Annotated in this window: 17 protein-coding genes; 14 read left to right on the plus strand and 3 right to left on the minus strand. The window is 63.8% G+C overall.

Annotated features, from left to right (window positions below; translation table 11 throughout):
• Nucleotides 1-134: 134 nt before the first annotated feature.
• The 12 genes from zapE (at nucleotide 135) to lpdA (ending at nucleotide 13495) form a co-directional block, all read left to right on the plus strand.
• Nucleotides 135-1334, plus strand: a complete 1200-nt coding sequence (gene zapE / locus MesoLj_RS05555) for a cell division protein ZapE (protein ID WP_202325355.1) — start codon at nucleotides 135-137, stop codon at nucleotides 1332-1334.
• A gap of 364 nt (nucleotides 1335-1698) precedes the next feature.
• Nucleotides 1699-2667 (plus strand): malate dehydrogenase, encoded by a 969-nt coding sequence (gene mdh, locus MesoLj_RS05560; protein WP_056574603.1) that lies wholly within the window; start codon nucleotides 1699-1701, stop codon nucleotides 2665-2667.
• A gap of 44 nt (nucleotides 2668-2711) precedes the next feature.
• Nucleotides 2712-3905: an ADP-forming succinate--CoA ligase subunit beta gene (gene sucC, locus MesoLj_RS05565; protein WP_140776091.1), complete on the plus strand. Its 1194-nt coding sequence runs from the start codon at nucleotides 2712-2714 to the stop codon at nucleotides 3903-3905.
• A gap of 4 nt (nucleotides 3906-3909) precedes the next feature.
• Nucleotides 3910-4281: a cupin domain-containing protein gene (locus tag MesoLj_RS05570; protein WP_202325356.1), complete on the plus strand. Its 372-nt coding sequence runs from the start codon at nucleotides 3910-3912 to the stop codon at nucleotides 4279-4281.
• A 3-nt stretch (nucleotides 4282-4284) separates the two neighbouring features.
• Nucleotides 4285-4782 (plus strand): DUF1579 family protein, encoded by a 498-nt coding sequence (locus MesoLj_RS05575; protein ID WP_202325357.1) that lies wholly within the window; start codon nucleotides 4285-4287, stop codon nucleotides 4780-4782.
• A 12-nt stretch (nucleotides 4783-4794) separates the two neighbouring features.
• A complete protein-coding gene (gene sucD / locus MesoLj_RS05580) occupies nucleotides 4795-5697 on the plus strand; it encodes a succinate--CoA ligase subunit alpha (protein ID WP_140776088.1) in 903 nt (300 codons plus the stop codon).
• 136 nt (nucleotides 5698-5833) lie between these two features.
• Nucleotides 5834-8821, plus strand: coding sequence for a 2-oxoglutarate dehydrogenase E1 component (locus MesoLj_RS05585; RefSeq protein ID WP_202325358.1), 2988 nt, complete (start codon nucleotides 5834-5836; stop codon nucleotides 8819-8821).
• A gap of 42 nt (nucleotides 8822-8863) precedes the next feature.
• Complete coding sequence (gene odhB, locus MesoLj_RS05590; protein ID WP_202325359.1) at nucleotides 8864-10141, plus strand: 2-oxoglutarate dehydrogenase complex dihydrolipoyllysine-residue succinyltransferase; 1278 nt, start codon at nucleotides 8864-8866, stop codon at nucleotides 10139-10141.
• Between the two features lie 10 nt (nucleotides 10142-10151).
• On the plus strand, nucleotides 10152-10733 hold the full coding sequence (locus MesoLj_RS05595; protein WP_140776085.1) for a hypothetical protein: 582 nt from the start codon (nucleotides 10152-10154) through the stop codon (nucleotides 10731-10733).
• A gap of 65 nt (nucleotides 10734-10798) precedes the next feature.
• Entirely contained in the window at nucleotides 10799-11251 is a 453-nt protein-coding gene (locus tag MesoLj_RS05600) for a hypothetical protein (RefSeq protein WP_244735513.1), read from the plus strand.
• Nucleotides 11248-12003: an SDR family oxidoreductase gene (locus MesoLj_RS05605; protein ID WP_140776083.1), complete on the plus strand. Its 756-nt coding sequence runs from the start codon at nucleotides 11248-11250 to the stop codon at nucleotides 12001-12003. Before MesoLj_RS05600 ends, MesoLj_RS05605 begins: the two co-directional genes overlap by 4 nt.
• Nucleotides 12004-12088: 85 nt before the next feature.
• Nucleotides 12089-13495, plus strand: coding sequence for a dihydrolipoyl dehydrogenase (gene lpdA / locus MesoLj_RS05610; protein ID WP_202325361.1), 1407 nt, complete (start codon nucleotides 12089-12091; stop codon nucleotides 13493-13495).
• Between the two features lie 735 nt (nucleotides 13496-14230).
• On the opposite strand, the gene MesoLj_RS05615 is transcribed toward lpdA, so the two are convergent.
• Nucleotides 14231-15298: a TraB/GumN family protein gene (locus MesoLj_RS05615; RefSeq protein ID WP_202325362.1), complete on the minus strand. Its 1068-nt coding sequence runs from the start codon at nucleotides 15296-15298 to the stop codon at nucleotides 14231-14233.
• Between the two features lie 327 nt (nucleotides 15299-15625).
• A complete protein-coding gene (locus tag MesoLj_RS05620) occupies nucleotides 15626-16564 on the minus strand; it encodes a tyrosine recombinase XerC (RefSeq protein WP_202325363.1) in 939 nt (312 codons plus the stop codon).
• Between the two features lie 119 nt (nucleotides 16565-16683).
• On the opposite strand from MesoLj_RS05620, the gene rimM reads away from it, so the two are divergent.
• Entirely contained in the window at nucleotides 16684-17283 is a 600-nt protein-coding gene (gene rimM / locus MesoLj_RS05625) for a ribosome maturation factor RimM (RefSeq protein WP_140776079.1), read from the plus strand.
• Complete coding sequence (gene trmD, locus MesoLj_RS05630) at nucleotides 17280-17978, plus strand: tRNA (guanosine(37)-N1)-methyltransferase TrmD (RefSeq protein ID WP_202325364.1); 699 nt, start codon at nucleotides 17280-17282, stop codon at nucleotides 17976-17978. Before rimM ends, trmD begins: the two co-directional genes overlap by 4 nt.
• Here trmD and MesoLj_RS05635 read toward each other — a convergent pair.
• Nucleotides 17960-18712: a sulfite exporter TauE/SafE family protein gene (locus tag MesoLj_RS05635; RefSeq protein WP_202325365.1), complete on the minus strand. Its 753-nt coding sequence runs from the start codon at nucleotides 18710-18712 to the stop codon at nucleotides 17960-17962. The two genes, trmD and MesoLj_RS05635, sit on opposite strands and share 19 nt — an antisense overlap.
• Nucleotides 18713-18816: the final 104 nt, after the last annotated feature.

The following is an 18816-nucleotide window of genomic DNA, read 5'->3' on the forward strand; positions in this document are numbered from 1 at the left end:
TATGCCGATATTCAGGTGATGCCGGCCTGTGAACGGCGGCTTCTCGAAAGCCGACATTCTCGGCTTGGCCTGACCTGAATCTCAAACACATTAGTTCTCCCCGGAGCATCCTGCTCTGAACAACGACGTGACCGATGCATCTGCGTGACGGCCTCCAGACCCATGCGACCGTCAGGCAGCGCTACGACCATCTGGTGGAAACCGGCGCGATCGAGCGCGATCCGGCGCAGGAGCGCATTGCCGCCGCGCTCGACCGGCTGACATCGGAAATCTCGGCAAAACGGCTGGCGCACAAATCCAGTGCGCTGGGCTGGCTGTTTGCCCGCAAGCGCGAGACGCGGGAAATCGTCAAGGGCCTCTACATCCATGGTGGCGTCGGCCGCGGCAAGACGATGCTGATGGACATGTTCTTCGAGCTGCTGCCGGTCCGGCGCAAGCGTCGCGTCCACTTCAACGACTTCATGGCCGACGTGCAGGACCGCATCCAGAAGCATCGGCAGGCGCGCAAGAACGGTGACGTCAAGGAAGACGATCCGATCCCACCCGTGGCAAAAGCCCTGGCCGAGCAAGCCTGGGTGCTGTGCTTCGACGAGTTTTCCGTCACCGACATCGCCGACGCGATGATCCTTTCCAGGCTGTTTTCGGCGCTGTTCGCCAATGGCGTGGTGCTGATCGCCACCTCGAACGTGGCGCCGGAGGATCTTTACCGCGACGGGCTCAACCGCCAGCTGTTCCTGCCTTTCATCGGCATACTGGAACGGCACGCGCAGGTGCTGTCGCTGGACAGCGACAAGGATTACCGGCTGGAAAAGCTCGCCCGGACGCCGGTCTATGTCATGCCGGCCGACGCGGAAGCCGACCGCGCGCTCGACGAGGCCTGGCAGACGATGACGCGCGGCATGCCGACGGCCGCGACATCGCTGACGCTGAAGGGCCGGCAAGTCGTGGTGCCGGCAGCCGCCGGCGACGCGGCACGGTTTGCCTTCGCCGATCTCTGCGAAAAACCCCTCGGCGCGCGCGATTTCCTGGCGATCGCCGGACGCTTCTCGACGGTCTTCATCGACCACGTTCCGGTTCTGGGCGAGGGCAAGCGCAACGAGGCCAAGCGCTTCATCCTGTTGATCGACACGCTCTACGACCACCATGTGCGCCTGGTGGTGAGCGCCGAGGCGCCGCCGCAAGAGCTCTACGTGGCCAAGCGCGGTGTCGAGGTGTTCGAGTTCGAACGCACCGCGTCACGCCTGATCGAGATGCAGAGTCGCGATTGGCTGGAAGACTGGGCTGAGCGGCGGAAAGAGAAGCTCGCCCCGGAAGCGTCGCGCGCGCAGGCGTAAGGGGACATTTTCCGAAAGGCCGCGATCCTTCTCGCTCCTTTTTCTCGCCGAGTTTTGAAGCTCACATCCTCGGCGGCCAGCATCACAACGGCGTCATCACCTCTTCAAGCCTTCTGATTGTCATCCTAATTGTGTAATCTCAGGCAAATCGTCTTACGAATTTTGACGTTTACGTAAATCCCAAACCATCTAACCGATTGAAAACGCTCACTCCAAAATAATCGATTGAATTTATCTTGCACCGGGGCTATTGGGTGCGGCGAAATCTCGCGGGTTTCCTCAGCATTCCGGCCTCTTCCTCGGCACCGTCATCAAGTCGTCAAAGATTTCGGCGCAGTCACAGACAAAGGGAAAACATCCTCACATGGCACGCAACAAGATAGCGCTTATCGGCTCGGGTATGATCGGCGGCACGCTCGCCCATATGATCGGCCTCAAGGACCTCGGAGACGTGGTGCTGTTCGATATTGCCGAGGGCATCCCGCAAGGCAAGGGGCTCGATATCGCGCAGTCGTCGCCGGTCGATGGTTTTGACTCCCGGCTGACCGGCGTCAACGACTATGCCGGCATCGAGGGCGCGGATGTCTGCATCGTCACCGCGGGCGTGCCGCGCAAGCCGGGCATGAGCCGCGACGACCTGCTGGGCATCAACCTCAAGGTCATGGAACAGGTCGGCGCCGGTCTCAAGAAGTACGCGCCGAAGGCCTTCGTCATCTGCATCACCAACCCGCTCGATGCCATGGTGTGGGCGCTGCAGAAGTTTTCGGGCCTGCCCAAGACCCATGTCGTGGGCATGGCCGGCGTGCTCGACAGCGCGCGCTTCCGCTATTTCCTGGCCGAGGAGTTCAAGGTTTCGGTCGAGGACGTCACCGCCTTCGTGCTCGGCGGCCACGGCGATTCCATGGTGCCGATGATCCGCTATTCGACGGTCTCGGGCATTCCGCTGCCCGACCTCGTGAAGATGGGCTGGACCTCGAAGGAGAAGCTCGACCAGATCGTGCAGCGTACCCGCGACGGCGGCGCCGAGATCGTCGGCCTGCTCAAGACCGGCTCGGCCTATTACGCGCCGGCCGCCTCGGCAATCCAGATGGCCGAAGCCTATCTCAAGGACAAGAAGCGCGTGCTGCCTTGCGCGGCGCACCTCTCCGGCCAGTATGGCGTCAAGGGTACCTATGTCGGCGTGCCCGTGGTGATCGGCGCCGGCGGCGTCGAGCGCATCATCGAGATCGACCTCAACAAGGCCGAGCAGAAGATGTTCGAAAGCTCGGTGGCGACGGTGCAGGGCCTGACCGAGGCCTGCGTCAAGATCGCGCCGCAACTCGCCTCGAAGTAACCCTGCCAAAAACAACCCCGGCAAAGACCTGGAGATAGTTCCCCATGAACATCCATGAATATCAGGGCAAGGCGCTGCTGAAGAGCTTTGGCGCGCCGGTGGCCGAAGGCGTGCCGGTGTTCAAGGCAAGCGAGGCCGAAGCCGCGGCACAAGCGCTGCCCGGCCCGCTCTATGTGGTGAAGAGCCAGATCCATGCCGGCGGCCGCGGCAAGGGCAAGTTCAAGGAACTGTCGCCCGACGCCAAGGGCGGCGTGCGGCTGGCTAAGTCGGTCGCCGACGTCGTCGCCAACGCCAACGAGATGCTCGGCCACACGCTGGTGACCAAGCAGACCGGCCCGGCCGGCAAGCAGGTCAACCGTCTCTATATCGAGGACGGCGCCGACATCGAGCGCGAGCTTTATCTTTCGATCCTGGTCGACCGTTCGGTCGGCCGCATCGCCTTCGTCGTCTCGACCGAAGGCGGCATGGACATCGAGGCGGTCGCCCATGACACGCCGGAAAAGATCATCACCGTCGCCATCGACCCGGAAAAGGGCGTGACGGCGGATGATGTGAAGAAGCTCAACGCGGCCCTCAAGCTCGACGGCGACGCAGCCAAGGATGGCGGCACGCTGTTCCCGATCCTCTACAAGGCCTTCGTCGAGAAGGACATGAGCCTGCTCGAGGTCAACCCGCTGATCGTGATGAAGAATGGCCGGCTGCGCGTGCTCGACGCCAAGGTGTCATTCGACAACAACGCGCTGTTCCGCCACCCGGACGTGCTCGAACTGCGCGACACCACCGAAGAGGACGAGAAGGAGATCGAGGCGTCGAAATACGACCTCGCCTATGTCGCGCTCGACGGTAATATTGGCTGCATGGTCAACGGCGCCGGCCTTGCCATGGCGACGATGGACATCATCAAGCTCTATGGCGCCGAACCCGCCAACTTCCTCGATGTCGGCGGCGGCGCGTCCAAGGAGAAGGTGACGGCGGCGTTCAAGATCATCACCAAGGACCCGGCGGTCAAAGGCATACTGATCAACATCTTCGGCGGCATCATGAAGTGCGACATCATCGCCGAGGGCGTGATTGCCGCGGTCAAGGAAGTCGGCCTCAAGGTTCCGCTGGTGGTGCGCCTGGAAGGCACCAATGCCGAGCTCGGCAAGAAGATCATCAACGACAGCGGCCTGAACGTGGTGTCGGCCGACGATCTCGATGACGCGGCCAAGAAGATCGTGGCGGCGGTGAAGGGCTGAGCGGATGCCTCCGCGCAAGATAAATCTGGTCGAGGCGGCGGATCAAAAGATCAGCAAGGTCTTCGATCCGCACATCGCCGGCGACGTCAACGACAGCCAGGCGAAGGTCGCCAAGTTCGGCGAGGCTTTCGACTGGCACGCGCATGAGCATGAGGACGAAGCCTTCCTCGTGCTGCGCGGTCGCATCGCCATCGATTTCCGCGACGGTCCGGTCGAGCTCGGCGAGGGCGATTTCATCGTCGTGCCGCGTGGCGTCGAGCATCGGCCGCGTTCGCTGACCCAAGAGCCCGTGGTGCTGATGTTCGAGCCGTCGACGACGCTCAACACCGGCAATGCCAAGAGCGATCTCACCGTCACCGACCTGAAGCGGCTCTGACCGATGAACGCGGCTTCCTTCTCCTCGCTCTCGGCCGATCACCTGCGCCTACAGGCGCTGGTCGGCGCGTGGCGTGGCGAGGAAGAGGTGGCGGACACACAATGGGCCGATGGCGGCACGGCGACATCGGAGGTGCTGGCTGAGGCACAGTTCGGCGGCCTGTTCGTGGTGCAGCGCTATCGCCAGCGCCGCGACGGCACGATTTCCTTCGGTTCGCACAACGTGTTCGGCTTCGACCAGCAGAACAGCGTCGTCACCATGCACCAGTTCGATTCGATGGGCTTCGTGCCGGCCTCGCCGGCCACGGGCACGTGGAACGGCGGCGAGCTCAATCTGGAGCGGTCATCACCGCGCGGTTCGGCGCGCGTGACGTATATTTTTGACGATGCCGACACCTACCGCATGCGATTGCATTTCAAACCCGCCGGCAGCGATGCATGGCAAGACATGGTGAGCGGCGTCTACAAGCGCGTCTCGCCTTCCTCGATCAACGGCTTTTAGAAAAGGGCTCCGATGTCCATTCTCGTCGACAAGAACACCAAGGTGCTGGTGCAGGGCCTGACCGGCAAGACCGGCACGTTCCACACCGAACAGGCGCTGGCCTATCACGGCACCAAGATGGTGGGTGGCATCCATCCCAAGAAGGGCGGCGAGACCTGGACCGGGTCGAAGGGCGAAAGCCTGCCGATCTTCGCCACCGTCGCCGAGGGCAAGGAAAAGACCGGCGCCAACGCTTCGGTCATCTATGTGCCGCCGGCGGGCGCCGGCGAAGCGATCCTGGAGGCGATCGAGGCGGAAATCCCGCTGATCATCTGCATCACCGAGGGCATTCCGGTGATGGACATGGTCAAGGTCAAGGCGCGGCTCGACCGCTCGACCTCGCGGCTGATCGGGCCGAACTGCCCCGGCGTGCTCACGCCCGACGAATGCAAGATCGGCATCATGCCCGGAAACATCTTCCGCAAGGGCTCGGTCGGCGTTGTTTCGCGCTCGGGAACACTTACCTATGAGGCCGTGTTCCAGACCACCAATGTCGGCCTCGGCCAGACCACCGCCGTCGGCATTGGCGGCGATCCCGTCAAGGGCACCGAGTTCATCGACGTGCTCGAGATGTTCCTCGCCGACGACGAGACCAAGTCGATCATCATGATCGGCGAGATCGGCGGCTCGGCCGAGGAAGACGCCGCGCAGTTCCTCAAGGACGAAGCCAAGCGTGGCCGCAAGAAGCCGATGGCGGGCTTCATCGCCGGGCGCACGGCGCCGGCGGGCCGTACCATGGGCCATGCGGGCGCGGTCATCTCCGGCGGCAAAGGCGGCGCCGAGGACAAGATCGCGGCAATGGAATCGGCCGGTATCAAGGTCTCGCCGTCACCGGCGCGGCTTGGCACGACGCTGGTTGAAGCCATCAAGGGCTGAATCTGGCGCCGGTTATGGAATGAGGGCCAACGACGGTTCGTTGGCTTTTGAGGGGACAAGAAGGGCGGGTGAACCGCCCACTATCGCGGCCCTGCCGCAAACGTAAGGAGACGGAGCGCGGCTCCGCTGAAACGACATGGCAAGACAAGATCAGGCCAACGACCAATTTTCGCTCACCTCATTCCTCTATGGCGGCAACGCCGATTACATCGACGCGCTCTATGCCGCCTATGAGGATGACCCCGCCTCGGTCAATCCCGAATGGCAGGAGTTCTTCGCGGGCCTGAAGGACGATGCCGGCGATGTACGCAGGAATGCCAAGGGCGCCTCCTGGGCCAAGCCCTCCTGGCCGCTGCAGGCCAATGGCGAGCTGGTGTCGGCGCTCGACGGCAATTGGGGCATTGTCGAGAAGCATCTGGAAAAGAAGGTCAAGGACAAGGCGGTCACCAACGGTGTCGTTCTTTCCGACGCCGACGTGCACCAGGCGACGCGCGATTCGGTGCGCGCCATCATGATGATCCGTGCCTACCGCATGCGCGGCCATCTGCACGCCAATCTCGACCCGCTCGGCATCGCCAAGCCGCTCGAGGATTACAATGAATTGTCGCCCGAGAATTACGGTTTCACCGAAGCCGACTACGACCGGCCGATCTTCCTCGACAATGTGCTCGGGCTCGAATTCGGCTCCATCCGGCAGATGCTGGAGATCCTGACCCGCACCTATTGCTCGACGCTCGGCGTCGAATTCATGCACATCTCCGACCCCGAGGAAAAGGCCTGGATCCAGGCGCGCATCGAAGGCGCCGACAAGGAAATCTCGTTTACCGCCACCGGTAAGAAGGCAATCCTCTCGAAGCTGGTCGAAGCGGAAGGCTTCGAGCAGTTCATCGACGTCAAGTACAAGGGCACCAAGCGCTTCGGCCTCGACGGCAGTGAAGCGCTGATCCCGGCGCTGGAGCAGATCGTCAAGCGCGGCGGCCAGCTCGGCATGAAGGAGATCGTGCTCGGCATGGCCCATCGCGGCCGCCTGAACGTGCTCTCCCAGGTGATGGCGAAGCCTCACCGCGCCATCTTCCATGAGTTCAAGGGCGGCTCGGCAGCCCCCGACGAGGTCGAGGGCTCGGGCGACGTGAAGTACCATCTCGGCGCCTCGTCGGACCGCGAGTTCGACGGCAACAAGGTCCATTTGTCGCTGACGGCCAACCCGTCCCACCTGGAAATCGTCGACCCGGTGGTGATGGGCAAGGCGCGCGCCAAGCAGGATTACCTGTTCGGCCGCGGCCGCGAGGAGATCGTGCCGCTGGAGGAGCGCGCCAAGGTGCTGCCGCTGCTCCTGCATGGCGACGCCGCCTTCGCCGGCCAGGGCGTGATCGCCGAAATCCTCGGCCTGTCGGGCCTGCGCGGCCACCGCGTCGCCGGCACGCTGCATTTCATCATCAACAACCAGATCGGCTTCACCACCAATCCGCGCTTCTCGCGCTCGTCGCCCTATCCGTCCGACGTCGCCAAGATGATCGAGGCGCCGATCTTCCACGTCAATGGCGATGACCCGGAAGCCGTGGTCCACGCCACCAAGGTGGCGATCGAATTCCGCATGAAGTTCCACAAGCCGGTGGTCGTGGACATGTTCTGCTATCGCCGCTTCGGCCACAATGAGGGCGACGAACCGGCCTTCACCCAGCCGATCATGTACCGCAACATCCGCACCCACAAGACGACGGTGCAGATCTATGGCGACCGTCTGATCGCCGAGGGCCACATCACCCAGGCCGAGCTCGACCAGATGAAGGCCGACTGGCGCGCGCATCTGGAATCCGAATGGGAAGTCGGCCAGCACTACAAGCCCAACAAGGCCGACTGGCTGGATGGCGCCTGGTCCGGCCTGCGCACGGCCGACAACCAGGACGAACAAAGGCGCGGCAAGACCGCCGTGCCGGTCAAGACGCTGAAGGAAATCGGCAAGAAGCTGACCGAGGTGCCGAAGGGTTTCGAGGCGCACAAGACCATCATCCGCTTTCTCGAGAACCGCCGCGAGGCGATCGAGTCCGGCGAAGGCATCGACTGGTCGACGGCCGAGGCGCTGGCGTTCGGCGCCATCCTGCTCGACGGCAATCCGATCCGCCTGTCGGGGCAGGATTCCGAGCGCGGCACCTTCTCGCAGCGCCATTCCGTGCTCTACGACCAGCGCGACGAGACCCGCTACATCCCGCTCAACAATCTGTCGGCGGCGCAGGCCGGCTACGAAGTCATCAACTCGATGCTGTCGGAAGAGGCGGTGCTGGGCTTCGAATATGGCTACAGCCTCGCCGAGCCGAAGGCGCTGACCTTGTGGGAAGCGCAGTTCGGCGACTTCGCCAACGGCGCCCAGGTGGTGTTCGACCAGTTCATATCGTCGGGCGAGCGCAAGTGGCTCAGAATGTCCGGCCTCGTTTGTCTCTTGCCGCATGGCTATGAAGGCCAGGGCCCGGAACATTCGTCGGCCAGGCTGGAGCGGTTCCTGCAGCTTTGCGCCGAAGACAACATGCAAGTGGCCAACTGCACCACGCCGGCCAACTACTTCCACATCCTGCGCCGGCAGCTGAAGCGCGACTTCCGCAAGCCGCTGATCCTGATGACGCCGAAGTCGCTGCTGCGCCACAAGCGGGCGGTGTCGACGCTGCCGGAAATCTCGGGCGAAAGCTCGTTCCACCGGCTGCTGTGGGACGACGCGCAGCTGTTGCCCAACCAGGCGATCAAGCTCACCAAGGATTCCAAGATCCGCCGCGTCGTGCTGTGCTCGGGCAAGGTCTATTACGACCTCTACGAGGAGCGCGAGAAGCGCGGCATCAATGACATCTATCTGCTGCGCGTCGAACAGCTCTATCCGTTCCCGGCCAAGGCGCTGATCACCGAACTGTCCCGCTTCCGCAACGCCGAGATGGTGTGGTGCCAGGAGGAGCCCAAGAACATGGGCGCCTGGTCGTTCATCGACCCGTATCTGGAATGGGTGCTGGCCCATATCGACGCCAAGCATCAGCGGGTGCGCTACACCGGCCGGCCGGCGGCCGCGTCGCCGGCGACCGGCTTGATGTCCAAGCACCTAGCCCAGCTCGCCGCCTTGCTCGAAGACGCGCTCGGCGAATAAAGCAGGCGAATAGAACAGAACCGACAAGAACGGACAGGCACAATGGCTACCGAAATCCGCGTTCCCACTCTCGGCGAATCCGTCACCGAGGCGACCATCGGCAAATGGTTCAAGAAAGTCGGCGATGCCATTGCCGTCGACGAACCGCTGGTCGAGCTCGAAACCGACAAGGTGACGGTGGAGGTTCCGGCCGCGGCTGCGGGCATCCTTTCGGAGATCGCGGTCAAGGAAGGTGAAACGGTTGGCGTCGGCGCGCTTCTGGGGTCGATTTCGGCCGGTGGCGCCGCCGCCACACCCGCGACCAAGCCGCAGGCCGTGGCCCAGGCTTCGAGCCCGGATGCGGCGCAGACCACGAAGCAGGCCGCGGCCGAGACCGCCAAGATCGCCGGCGATGGCGCGGTCGAGCCGCGCTCGATGCCGCCGGCGCCGGCCGCCGCAAAACTGATCGCCGAGAACAATCTGTCGGTCGACCAGCTTTCCGGCTCGGGCAAGCGTGGCCAGGTGCTGAAGGGCGACGTGCTCGACGCCATCTCCAAGGGCGCGCCGTCGCAGCCGGCCGAGACGCCGAAGGCGGCTCCGGCGCCGATCGCGGTGCGTGCGCCATCCTCCGGCGACGATGCCTCGCGCGAAGAGCGCGTGCGCATGACCAAGCTGCGTCAGACCATCGCGCGGCGGCTCAAGGAAGCGCAGTCGACCGCCGCCATGCTCACCACCTTCAACGAGGTCGACATGTCGGCGGTGATGGCGCTGCGGGCCAAGTACAAGGACGTGTTCGAGAAGAAGCACGGCGTGAAGCTCGGCTTCATGGGCTTCTTCACCAAGGCCGTCACGCACGCGCTGAAGGAAATCCCGGCGGTCAATGCCGAGATCGACGGCAGCGACATCATCTACAAGAACTTTGCCCATGTCGGCGTCGCCGTCGGCACCGAGAAGGGCCTCGTCGTGCCGGTCGTGCGCGATGCCGACCAGATGTCGATCGCCGAGATCGAGAAGGAAATCGGCCGGCTGGGCATCGCGGCGCGTGACGGAAAGCTGTCGGTCGCCGACATGCAGGGCGGCACGTTCACCATCTCCAATGGCGGCGTCTACGGCTCGCTGATGTCGACGCCGATCCTCAATGCGCCGCAGTCGGGCATTCTGGGCATGCACAAGATCCAGGACCGGCCGGTCGTGGTCGGCGGCCAGATCGTGATCCGGCCGATGATGTATCTGGCGCTGAGCTACGACCACCGCATCGTCGACGGCAAGGAAGCCGTGACCTTCCTGGTGCGCGTCAAGGAAAGCCTGGAGGATCCGGAACGGCTCGTGCTCGATCTCTAGGTCTGTTGCGGTGGCTGAGTCTGTCGAGCCAATCGACCTGTTCGAGCTTCTGGCGACAGGCCGGGCAGGGCCTGTCGCGCTCGGTAAAAGCAGCCGTGAAACGGTTCGAGGCTTGATCGATCCGGAGGACGTGCGGGCGGACAATCATTTTCGCCACGGAGACACCGAATCCGCCTGGTGCATCTACGGCGCGAATTGCGAGTTCTTCTTCAGCCCTGATTATCGTTTGCGGTCGATTAACGTCGAACCTGTCTTCGGAAGACTGCAACCGGGTGGAATGATGGCGACTTGGCATGGCAATCTGGACGTCGATGTGGGTCGGCATCCCGTGACTTTTGCAGGCACAAAGCCGATAGCCATACATACCTTGCCCAAGGCTCTGCAGTTCCTGAACAGGAGCGAATTCAAGTGGACAATCGGCGGTGGTCGGGAACGCGACATCTATATTGAGCTGGCGGAGAGTTCTCGTAACTTGACCCTTAAATATGAGGTGAACGCCATTCCGTTTGACGGCAATGGCAACATTGCGTTCGAAATAGACTATTTTCTCTCGACGATCTTCATACTCGATCAAGCTGTTCAAGGCGGATAACCGTGACGATCCGTTCGTTCTTGTCGGAATGCCTGTCGACTGCATCGATAGCGGTCTGCGCGTCGATGATCTCAGCCAACGCTTTCGCCGCCTGTCCGATCGAACTCGCCGTCTACGGCGACCCTCAAAGCGGCAGCGAGATCGACTTTACCCCGACTGGCACCTCGGCCACCGTCACCAATACATTCCGCATGATCCTCGACAACAATGTGGTGCTGAACGGCATCGTCATGTGGAACGAAGGTGTTTCCAGGCCTAACGGCGCGCTGATGTACAAATGCCCGGAAGGCGACACCACGGGCGATGAACTCGACGCCTGTACCCCTTGGCATGGCGTCATCTATACGTCGGACGACAAGGGCAGCATCGGGCTCTTGCCGGCGGAAGGCGTCGAGGCGCCGAAGACGCTGATCCTGCCGGATCTCGGTCCGATGCTGCATCAGTCAACCGCCTATGGCGGCAGCGGATTCTCGAAAGTGCCGTCGGATGTGTTCACGCTGAAGGGATGTCAGGAATGAGCGAGGCGCAAAAAGTGCTGTTGGTCACCGGCGGCAGTCGCGGCATCGGCGCCGCCGTCTGCCGGCTCGGGGCCAAGGCCGGCTATCGCGTGGCAGTCAACTATGCCTCGAACCGGGCTGCCGCCGATGCGCTGGTCGGCGACATCAAGGCCGCCGGCGGCGACGCTTTTTCGGTCAAGGGCGATGTCGGCAGCGAGGCCGATATACTGGCCATCTTCGACGCGGTGGACCGCACCTGGGGCAGGCTCGATGCCTTCGTCAACAATGCCGGCATCGTCGACGCCAAGGCGCGCGTCGACGAGATGAGCGTGGCACGGCTCGAACGCATGATGCGCATCAATGTCGTCGGTTCCATCCTCTGCGCCCGCGAGGCGGTCAAGCGCATGTCGACACGCCATGGCGGCAAGGGCGGAGCGATCGTCAATATCTCGTCGGCCGCGGCGGTGCTGGGCGCGCCGGACAATTATGTCGACTATGCCGCGTCCAAGGGCGCCATCGACACGCTCACCGTCGGGCTCGCCCGCGAGGTGGCGCTGGAAGGCATCCGCGTCAACGCGGTGCGGCCGGGCATCATCGACACCGACATCCACGCCTCCGGCGGACAGCCGGACCGGGTGGCGCTGATCCAGGACACGCTGCCGATGAAAAGAGCCGGCACCGCCGATGAAGTCGCCGCTGCCGTTCTCTATCTTCTATCCGACGCCGCGTCCTATACGACAGGCGCGATCCTGAATGTCAGCGGCGGCCGCTGAGCGCTCTCAAGCAGTTCGAGCATGATGTTATCCGAAAACCGCGTCGCACTTTTCGGCATCATGCTCAAAACAGAAGGACAGTATCATGGCTTATGACGTCGTTATCATCGGATCGGGACCCGGCGGCTATGTCTGCGCCATCAAGGCGGCACAGCTCGGGCTGAAGGTCGCGGTGGTCGAGAAGAACGCGACCTTCGGCGGCACCTGCCTCAACATCGGCTGCATCCCGTCCAAGGCGCTGCTTTATGCCTCCGAAATGTTCGCCGAGGCCGGCCATTCCTTCGATACGCTCGGTGTCGAGATCGCCGCACCGAAGCTGAACCTGAAGAAGATGATGGCGCACAAGGATGCGACTGTGTCGTCCAACGTCAACGGCGTCGCCTTCCTGTTCAAGAAGAACAAGATCGATAGCTTTCGCGGCAACGGCAAGGTGCTCGCGGCCGGCAAGGTGTCGGTCACCGGCGAGGACGGCAAGGTCGAGGAGATCGAGACGAAGAACATCGTCATCGCCACCGGTTCGGATGTCGCCGGCATACCCGGCGTCAAGGTCGATTTCGACGAGAAGGTGATCGTGTCGTCGACGGGCGCGCTGTCGCTGGACAAGGTTCCCGGCCATCTGGTGGTGGTCGGCGGGGGCGTCATCGGGCTCGAGCTCGGTTCGGTGTGGGCGCGGCTCGGCGCCAAGGTCACCGTGGTCGAGTTCCTCGACACGATCCTCGGTGGCATGGACGGCGAGGTGTCCAAGCAGTTCCAGCGGCTGCTCTCCAAGCAAGGCTTCGAGTTCAAGCTCGGCGCCAAGGTCACCGGCGTCGCCAAGGCCAAGAAGGGTGCGACCGTCACCTTCGAGCCGGTGAAGGGCGGCGCCGCCGAGACCATCGCGGCCGATGTCGTGCTGATCGCCACCGGCCGCCGCGCCTTTTCGGACACTCTTGGTCTCAAGGAAGCGGGGGTCGAGGTCGACGAGCGCGGCCGGGTCAAGACCGACGGGCATCTCAAGACCAACGTGCCTGGTATCTATGCCATCGGCGATGTCATCGCCGGGCCGATGCTGGCGCACAAGGCCGAGGACGAGGGCGTGGCGGTGGCTGAAACCATTGCCGGCCAGGCCGGCCATGTGAACTACGAGGTCATTCCGAGTGTCGTCTACACCAGCCCCGAAATCGCCTCGGTCGGCAAGACCGAGGAAGAACTGAAGAAGGCCGGCATCGACTACAAGGTCGGCAAATTCCCGTTCAGCGCCAATGGCCGGGCACGCGCCATGCTGCACACCGACGGCTTCGTGAAAATCCTTGCCGACAAGGCCAGCGACCGCGTGCTTGGCGTGCATATCGTCGGCTTCGGTGCCGGCGAGATGATCCACGAGGCGGCGGTGCTGATGGAGTTCGGCGGCTCGTCGGAGGATCTCGCCCGCACCTGCCATGCGCATCCGACGATGTCGGAAGCGGTGAAGGAAGCGGCGTTGGCCACCTTCTTCAAGCCGATCCATATCTGAGGCCTTTCATAAGCTCTACTCCGGCGGCCATCTGGTGCGGCTTTCTCCGCTTCTCACAGCGCCGCGCGCCCTCTTGGACGCGCAAAGGACGCTGTGACACTTTTGACTGGCGCATGATCCTTTCCGAAAATCGGACCGATTTTCGGGGTCATGCGCTGCTCACGGACCCAAATGTCCGCTGCGCTCCGGTTCTCGAAAACCACACCAGCTGACTCACCGGAGCGAGTTTCTGGAAAGGCCTTCCAAGCGTCATCGCTCAAAGCAAAACGGCCCGCTTTTCAGCGGGCCGTTTGTATCTGGTATCGAGCCGATCAGTTGGCCGGTGCAGGCGCCGGAGCGGGTGCGGGCGCTGGTGCCGGAGCAGGCGCGGGTGCTGGCGCTGGGGCCGGAGCTGGCGCGGGAGCCGGTGCTGGCTCTGGTGCCGGAGCGGGCGCAGGGGCCGGTGCCGGTGTGCTGGCCGCCGGCGCTTCGGCGGGTGCCGGATGCTCGCCGCTTCTGCCGAAAACGTAATACGCGACAATCGCCAGGATAACGACGACCAGCGCAATCAGCCAGGGGCTGCCGCCACCGCCGCTTGGCCTGGGAGTGTCGTTCGATGGATTCGCCATAAAAGTGTCCTCCGTGGATGAAAATAATCAATCAACAGCCATCAACGCGCAACCGTTGAATGGGTTTCACGCTAGGGAAGGAAAGCGCCGAAAACGCGGCGTTTGGGTCCTTCCGCTGCCATCCGACTCAATTGACGGCGGTGACAGTATAGCCGGCTTTGCGGAAATCCTCGACCAGTCCTTCCGGGCCGGGAAGGTGCAGCGCGCCGACCGCCATGAAGGCGTTGCCCTTGGCCAGGATCGGCTCGGCATGATCGATCATCACCTTGTTGCGGCTGGTGATCATGGTTTCCTCGAAGGCCGCATAGCCGGCCGCGTCGTTCTGCTCTTCGGGCATGGCGGCGCGGAACAGCGGCCAGAACATGCCGGTTTCGCCGCGCTGGTAGAGCAGGATCATGGTCTCATTGATGTCGTTGACCTTGTCGCCGAGCTTCAGCGTGTCAACGAGGCCCTTCATGTGAAAGGCGAGCGGCAGCGAGGCCATGGCGCGCAGCTGGCTCTCGGCCGTTTCCAAACCTTCGACCGGCTTGCCGGCGGCCTTGGCACCCTCGGCCAGCTTGACGTCAAGCACCGGGGCGCCGCCGGACTGGCGGGCGAGTTCGCAGGCCGGAAGCGCCATCATGGCCGAAAGCATCCACGGCTTCATCTTGGCGACGGTTGCCGGCGGAATGCCGCGCGCATCGAGCGCGGCATTCATGGCCGCCGCTTCGTCCGGCGACAGCAAGGACGACAGCGTCGTGGAGTCGGTGAACATCATCAGGTCCGGCTCCTTGAGCATCGCCGTCATCATCTTCTGCTTGTCGAGCACGTCGGTGGTCTCGATGATGAGGGTGCCGGCGGCGTCAAAAGCCTTCTGCGCCTGCGGCGGCAGCGTGGTGACGCGCGGGTCGGTCATGTGCATGGTGCCGAACAGGTAGGATGGCTGCTCGCCTGGTTTTTCCAGCTTCCACAACAGGCCCTTGCCGTTGAGCGTCGCGGCGGCTTCCGCCTCGATCTTGCTGTAGGCGGCAGGGCTGCTCTTCCGCAGGGCCGACACCATGTCGGCGCCGGTGCAGGTCGGGATTTCCGCATGCGCCCTGCCGGTCGCGAACAACAGCACGGCAAGGAAGGACAGGAAAAACAGCACGTTGAGCGCGACAAGCAGCTTCAGCGAGATGGAAGCTGCGCGGTCGGCGATGGCAATGACGCGTTTCATGACACCTTTTCTAGAGGTGAAAAGCGGCAAAACGGTTAATTAGGGGATTGAAATTGTCTTCGACCGGCTGTGACTTCGTCATCCACGGGCGGAGCAAGGAGCGAAGCGACGCGGCGTAGACCCGAGGATCCATGCCGGGACTCTCGAGCGCCGCAACGGTGCAGAATCCTGCTCCGCTGCACCCGTCAGTAAGGTCGCGGCATGGATCCTCGGGTCTCCGCGACGCCGCGACGCCGCTGCTCCGCCCGTGGATGACGAAGTTGGGAACGCTTCGGCTAATCGCGAATGTTTGCGAGGCCACCGATACTTGTGCGGCGCCATCGGCGTTCACGCCCTCGGATGCGCCGATTCGTAGATTTCGAGCAGCCTCGCCGTGTCGACGCCGGTGTAGATCTGCGTCGTCGACAGGCTGGCATGGCCGAGCAGTTCCTGGATGGTGCGCAAATCGCCGCCCCTGCCGAGCAGATGCGTGGCGAAGGAGTGGCGCAGCGCGTGCGGCGTCGCGGTGTCGGGCAGGTTGAGCGCCGAGCGCAGTTTCGCCATGTCGCGCTGGATGATGGCCGGGTTGAGCGGGCCGCCGCGCGCGCCGCGAAACAACAGGCCTTTCGGGTCGAGATGATGGGGGCAGAGCAGGCGGTATTCGGCGATTGCCCGGAGCGCCACCGGCAGCACCGGCACCAGCCGCGTCTTGCCGCCCTTGCCGGTGACGCGCAGCACGGTGTCGGCCTCCGAGGCCAGATCGGCGCCGGCGAGGCCGAGCGCTTCCGAGATGCGCAAGCCCGAGCCGTAGAGCAGCGTCAGCACGGCGGCGTTGCGGGCAGCGATCCAGGGCTCTTCCGCCAGTTGGCCTTCCATCGACACGACGTGCTTGGCGTCGCTCGCCGTCAGTGGTTTGGGCAGCGACTTGGGCTGGCGCGGCGCGCGCAGGGCAGTGGCACCCGCCGCATTGGCGAGACCGCGCCGTTCCAGGAAACGCAGCAGCGAACGGATGCCGGCGAGACCCCGGCCGAGCGTGCGGGCGCCGACGCCTTCGTTGCGGCGGGCAGCAAGGAAGCCGCGCAGATCGGCCGGGCGCAGATTGGCGATATCGGAAATGCCCGGCGAGCCGCCGCAATGGCCGGTAAGGAAATGCAGGAACTGGCGCGTGTCGCGCTCATAGGCTTCCACTGTCTCGGGTGACAGGCGACGTTCACGCGCGAGCATCTTCAGCCAGCTTTCACGCGCCGCCTGGAGATCGGGTTTGGCCGGGATGAGGAATTCCTGCATGACGGCATTTTCGAGTATTCGGGTTAGGAAGCGGTGAAGAGCCCGTCATTGAAATGACAGCGGGCGATCATTGAAATGACGCCGGGCTGGGGCTAGAGGAGGCCAAAGGATATTTCGCGATGAGCAAGCCGCAAAACCCCGTCCAGATGGCCGTTATCGGCGCCGCCCACGGCATCAAGGGCGAACTCAGGGTGAAAACCTTCACCGGCGAGCCGATGGCGCTGGCCGATTACGGACCGCTCTATGCCAGGGATGGCCGCGCCTTCCAGATAACGGACATAAGGCCGGCCAACACCGTCGTCGTAGTGCGCTTCAAGGGCATCAGCGACCGCAACGCGGCCGAGGCGCTCGCCGGCACGGAGCTGTTCGTCGACCGCTCGATGCTGCCCGACGATGGCGAGGAGGACGAGTTCTATCATGCCGACCTGATCGGGCTGGAAGTCCGCGACGATACGGGTGCCGCGCTCGGCAAGGTGGTCGCGGTGCACAATTTCGGTGGCGGCGACATTCTCGATGTGACGCTTTCCGGCCGCAAGGGTGTGCTGATCCCGTTCACGCAGGCCGCCGTGCCGCAGGTGTCGATCGCCGAGGGTTTTGTCCGCGTCGATCCGGCGGCAGCGGGGCTGGTCGAGGACGAGGATGGCGAAGCGCCGCGCGAGGAAGATTTCGACCCCAAGGGCAGGCCGCGCGGACCGCGCGACGCCGGGGGCAACCGGTGACGTTCAAGGCTTCGGTGCTGACGCTCTATCCCGAGATGTTTCCCGGCGCGCTCGGCCTGTCGCTGGCGGGCCGCGCGCTCGAGGCGGGCACATGGTCGCTGGAAGCCATCCAGATCCGCGACTTCGCCACCGACAAGCACCGGACCGTCGACGACACGCCGGCCGGCGGCGGCGCCGGCATGGTGATGCGCGCCGATGTCTTGGCCAGGGCGATCGACCACGCCTCTGTGGGAGGCGATTTGCGTCCACGCCTGCTGATGAGCCCGCGTGGCAAACCGCTGACGCAGGCGCGGGTGCGTGAACTTGCCGCCGGGCCGGGCGCCGTCATCCTGTGCGGCCGCTTCGAGGGTGTCGACCAGCGGCTGATCGAGGCTCGTGGCCTGGAAGAGGTGTCTATCGGCGATTTCATCCTTTCCGGCGGCGAGCCGGCGGCGCTTGTTCTGCTCGACGCGGTGGTGCGGCTGTTGCCCGGCGTGATGGGCAACGCCGTGTCCGGCGAGGAAGAGAGCTTTGAAAACGGCCTGCTCGAACATCCGCACTACACAAGGCCGCAGGAATTCGAGGGACGGGAGATTCCCGACGTGCTGATCTCCGGCAATCACAAGAAGATCGCGGCATGGCGGCGTGCGGAGTCGGAAGCGCTGACGAAAGAACGGCGGCCGGATCTGCTCGGCGATCAGCCCTTGCCGAAATAATAAAACGCCAGAAACAGGCCGACGGCGATGACGAAGCCGCGCACCACGTTCTGCGGCACGCGCTTGGCGATCCAGACGCCGGCATAGCCGCCCAGCGCGCCGCCGGGGATCATGACGATTGCCTGCGGCCAGGCGACGACGCCACCCGAGACGAAGACGACGATGGCGACAGCCGCGATGACCACCGCCAGCATGTTCTTCAGCGCATTCAGCCGGTGGTAATCGCCGGCCTGCGTCAGGCCAAGCGTTGCCAGCATCATCACGCCCATGCCGGCGCCGAAGAAGCCGCCGTAGATAGCGGTGGTGAATTGCGCCAGCGAGCCGGCGAGTGAGCTCACCGATGCCTCTTGGCCGGGTTTTGGCGCCGGTCTCAGCCATGGTCCGGCGGCAAACAGCGCCGTTGCGCCCAGCAGCAACCACGGCACCAGGACGCGAAACGAGGGATTGTCGAGCGCCAGCAGGATCAGGGCGCCCGCCAGTGCGCCAATCGCCGAGATGAGGCAGAGCAGCAGGGCGCCGCGCCAGAAATGCCTGATGTCGTCCCGATAGGCGAGCGTCGAGGTGATGTAGCCTGGAAATTGGGTAACCGACGAGGTGGCGTTGGCGACGATCGGCGGCACGCCGACCAATGTCATGGCGCCAAAGGTGATGAAGGTGCCGCCGCCGGCGACCGCGTTGGCAGCGCCGGACAGGAAGCCCGCCAGGAAAAGCAGGATGGCGTCGAAGACAGACATGGAATGCCGCCGCGGAAACTGTGGTATTCCAGGCTTAGGAAGCCTGGCTGGCGGGCGCAACCCGGCAAGGCCGGTAATACAATGGTGCCATGCAGGCAAAAAAG

Source organism: Mesorhizobium sp. 113-3-9 (assembly GCF_016756515.1).
Lineage (GTDB): Bacteria > Pseudomonadota > Alphaproteobacteria > Rhizobiales > Rhizobiaceae > Mesorhizobium.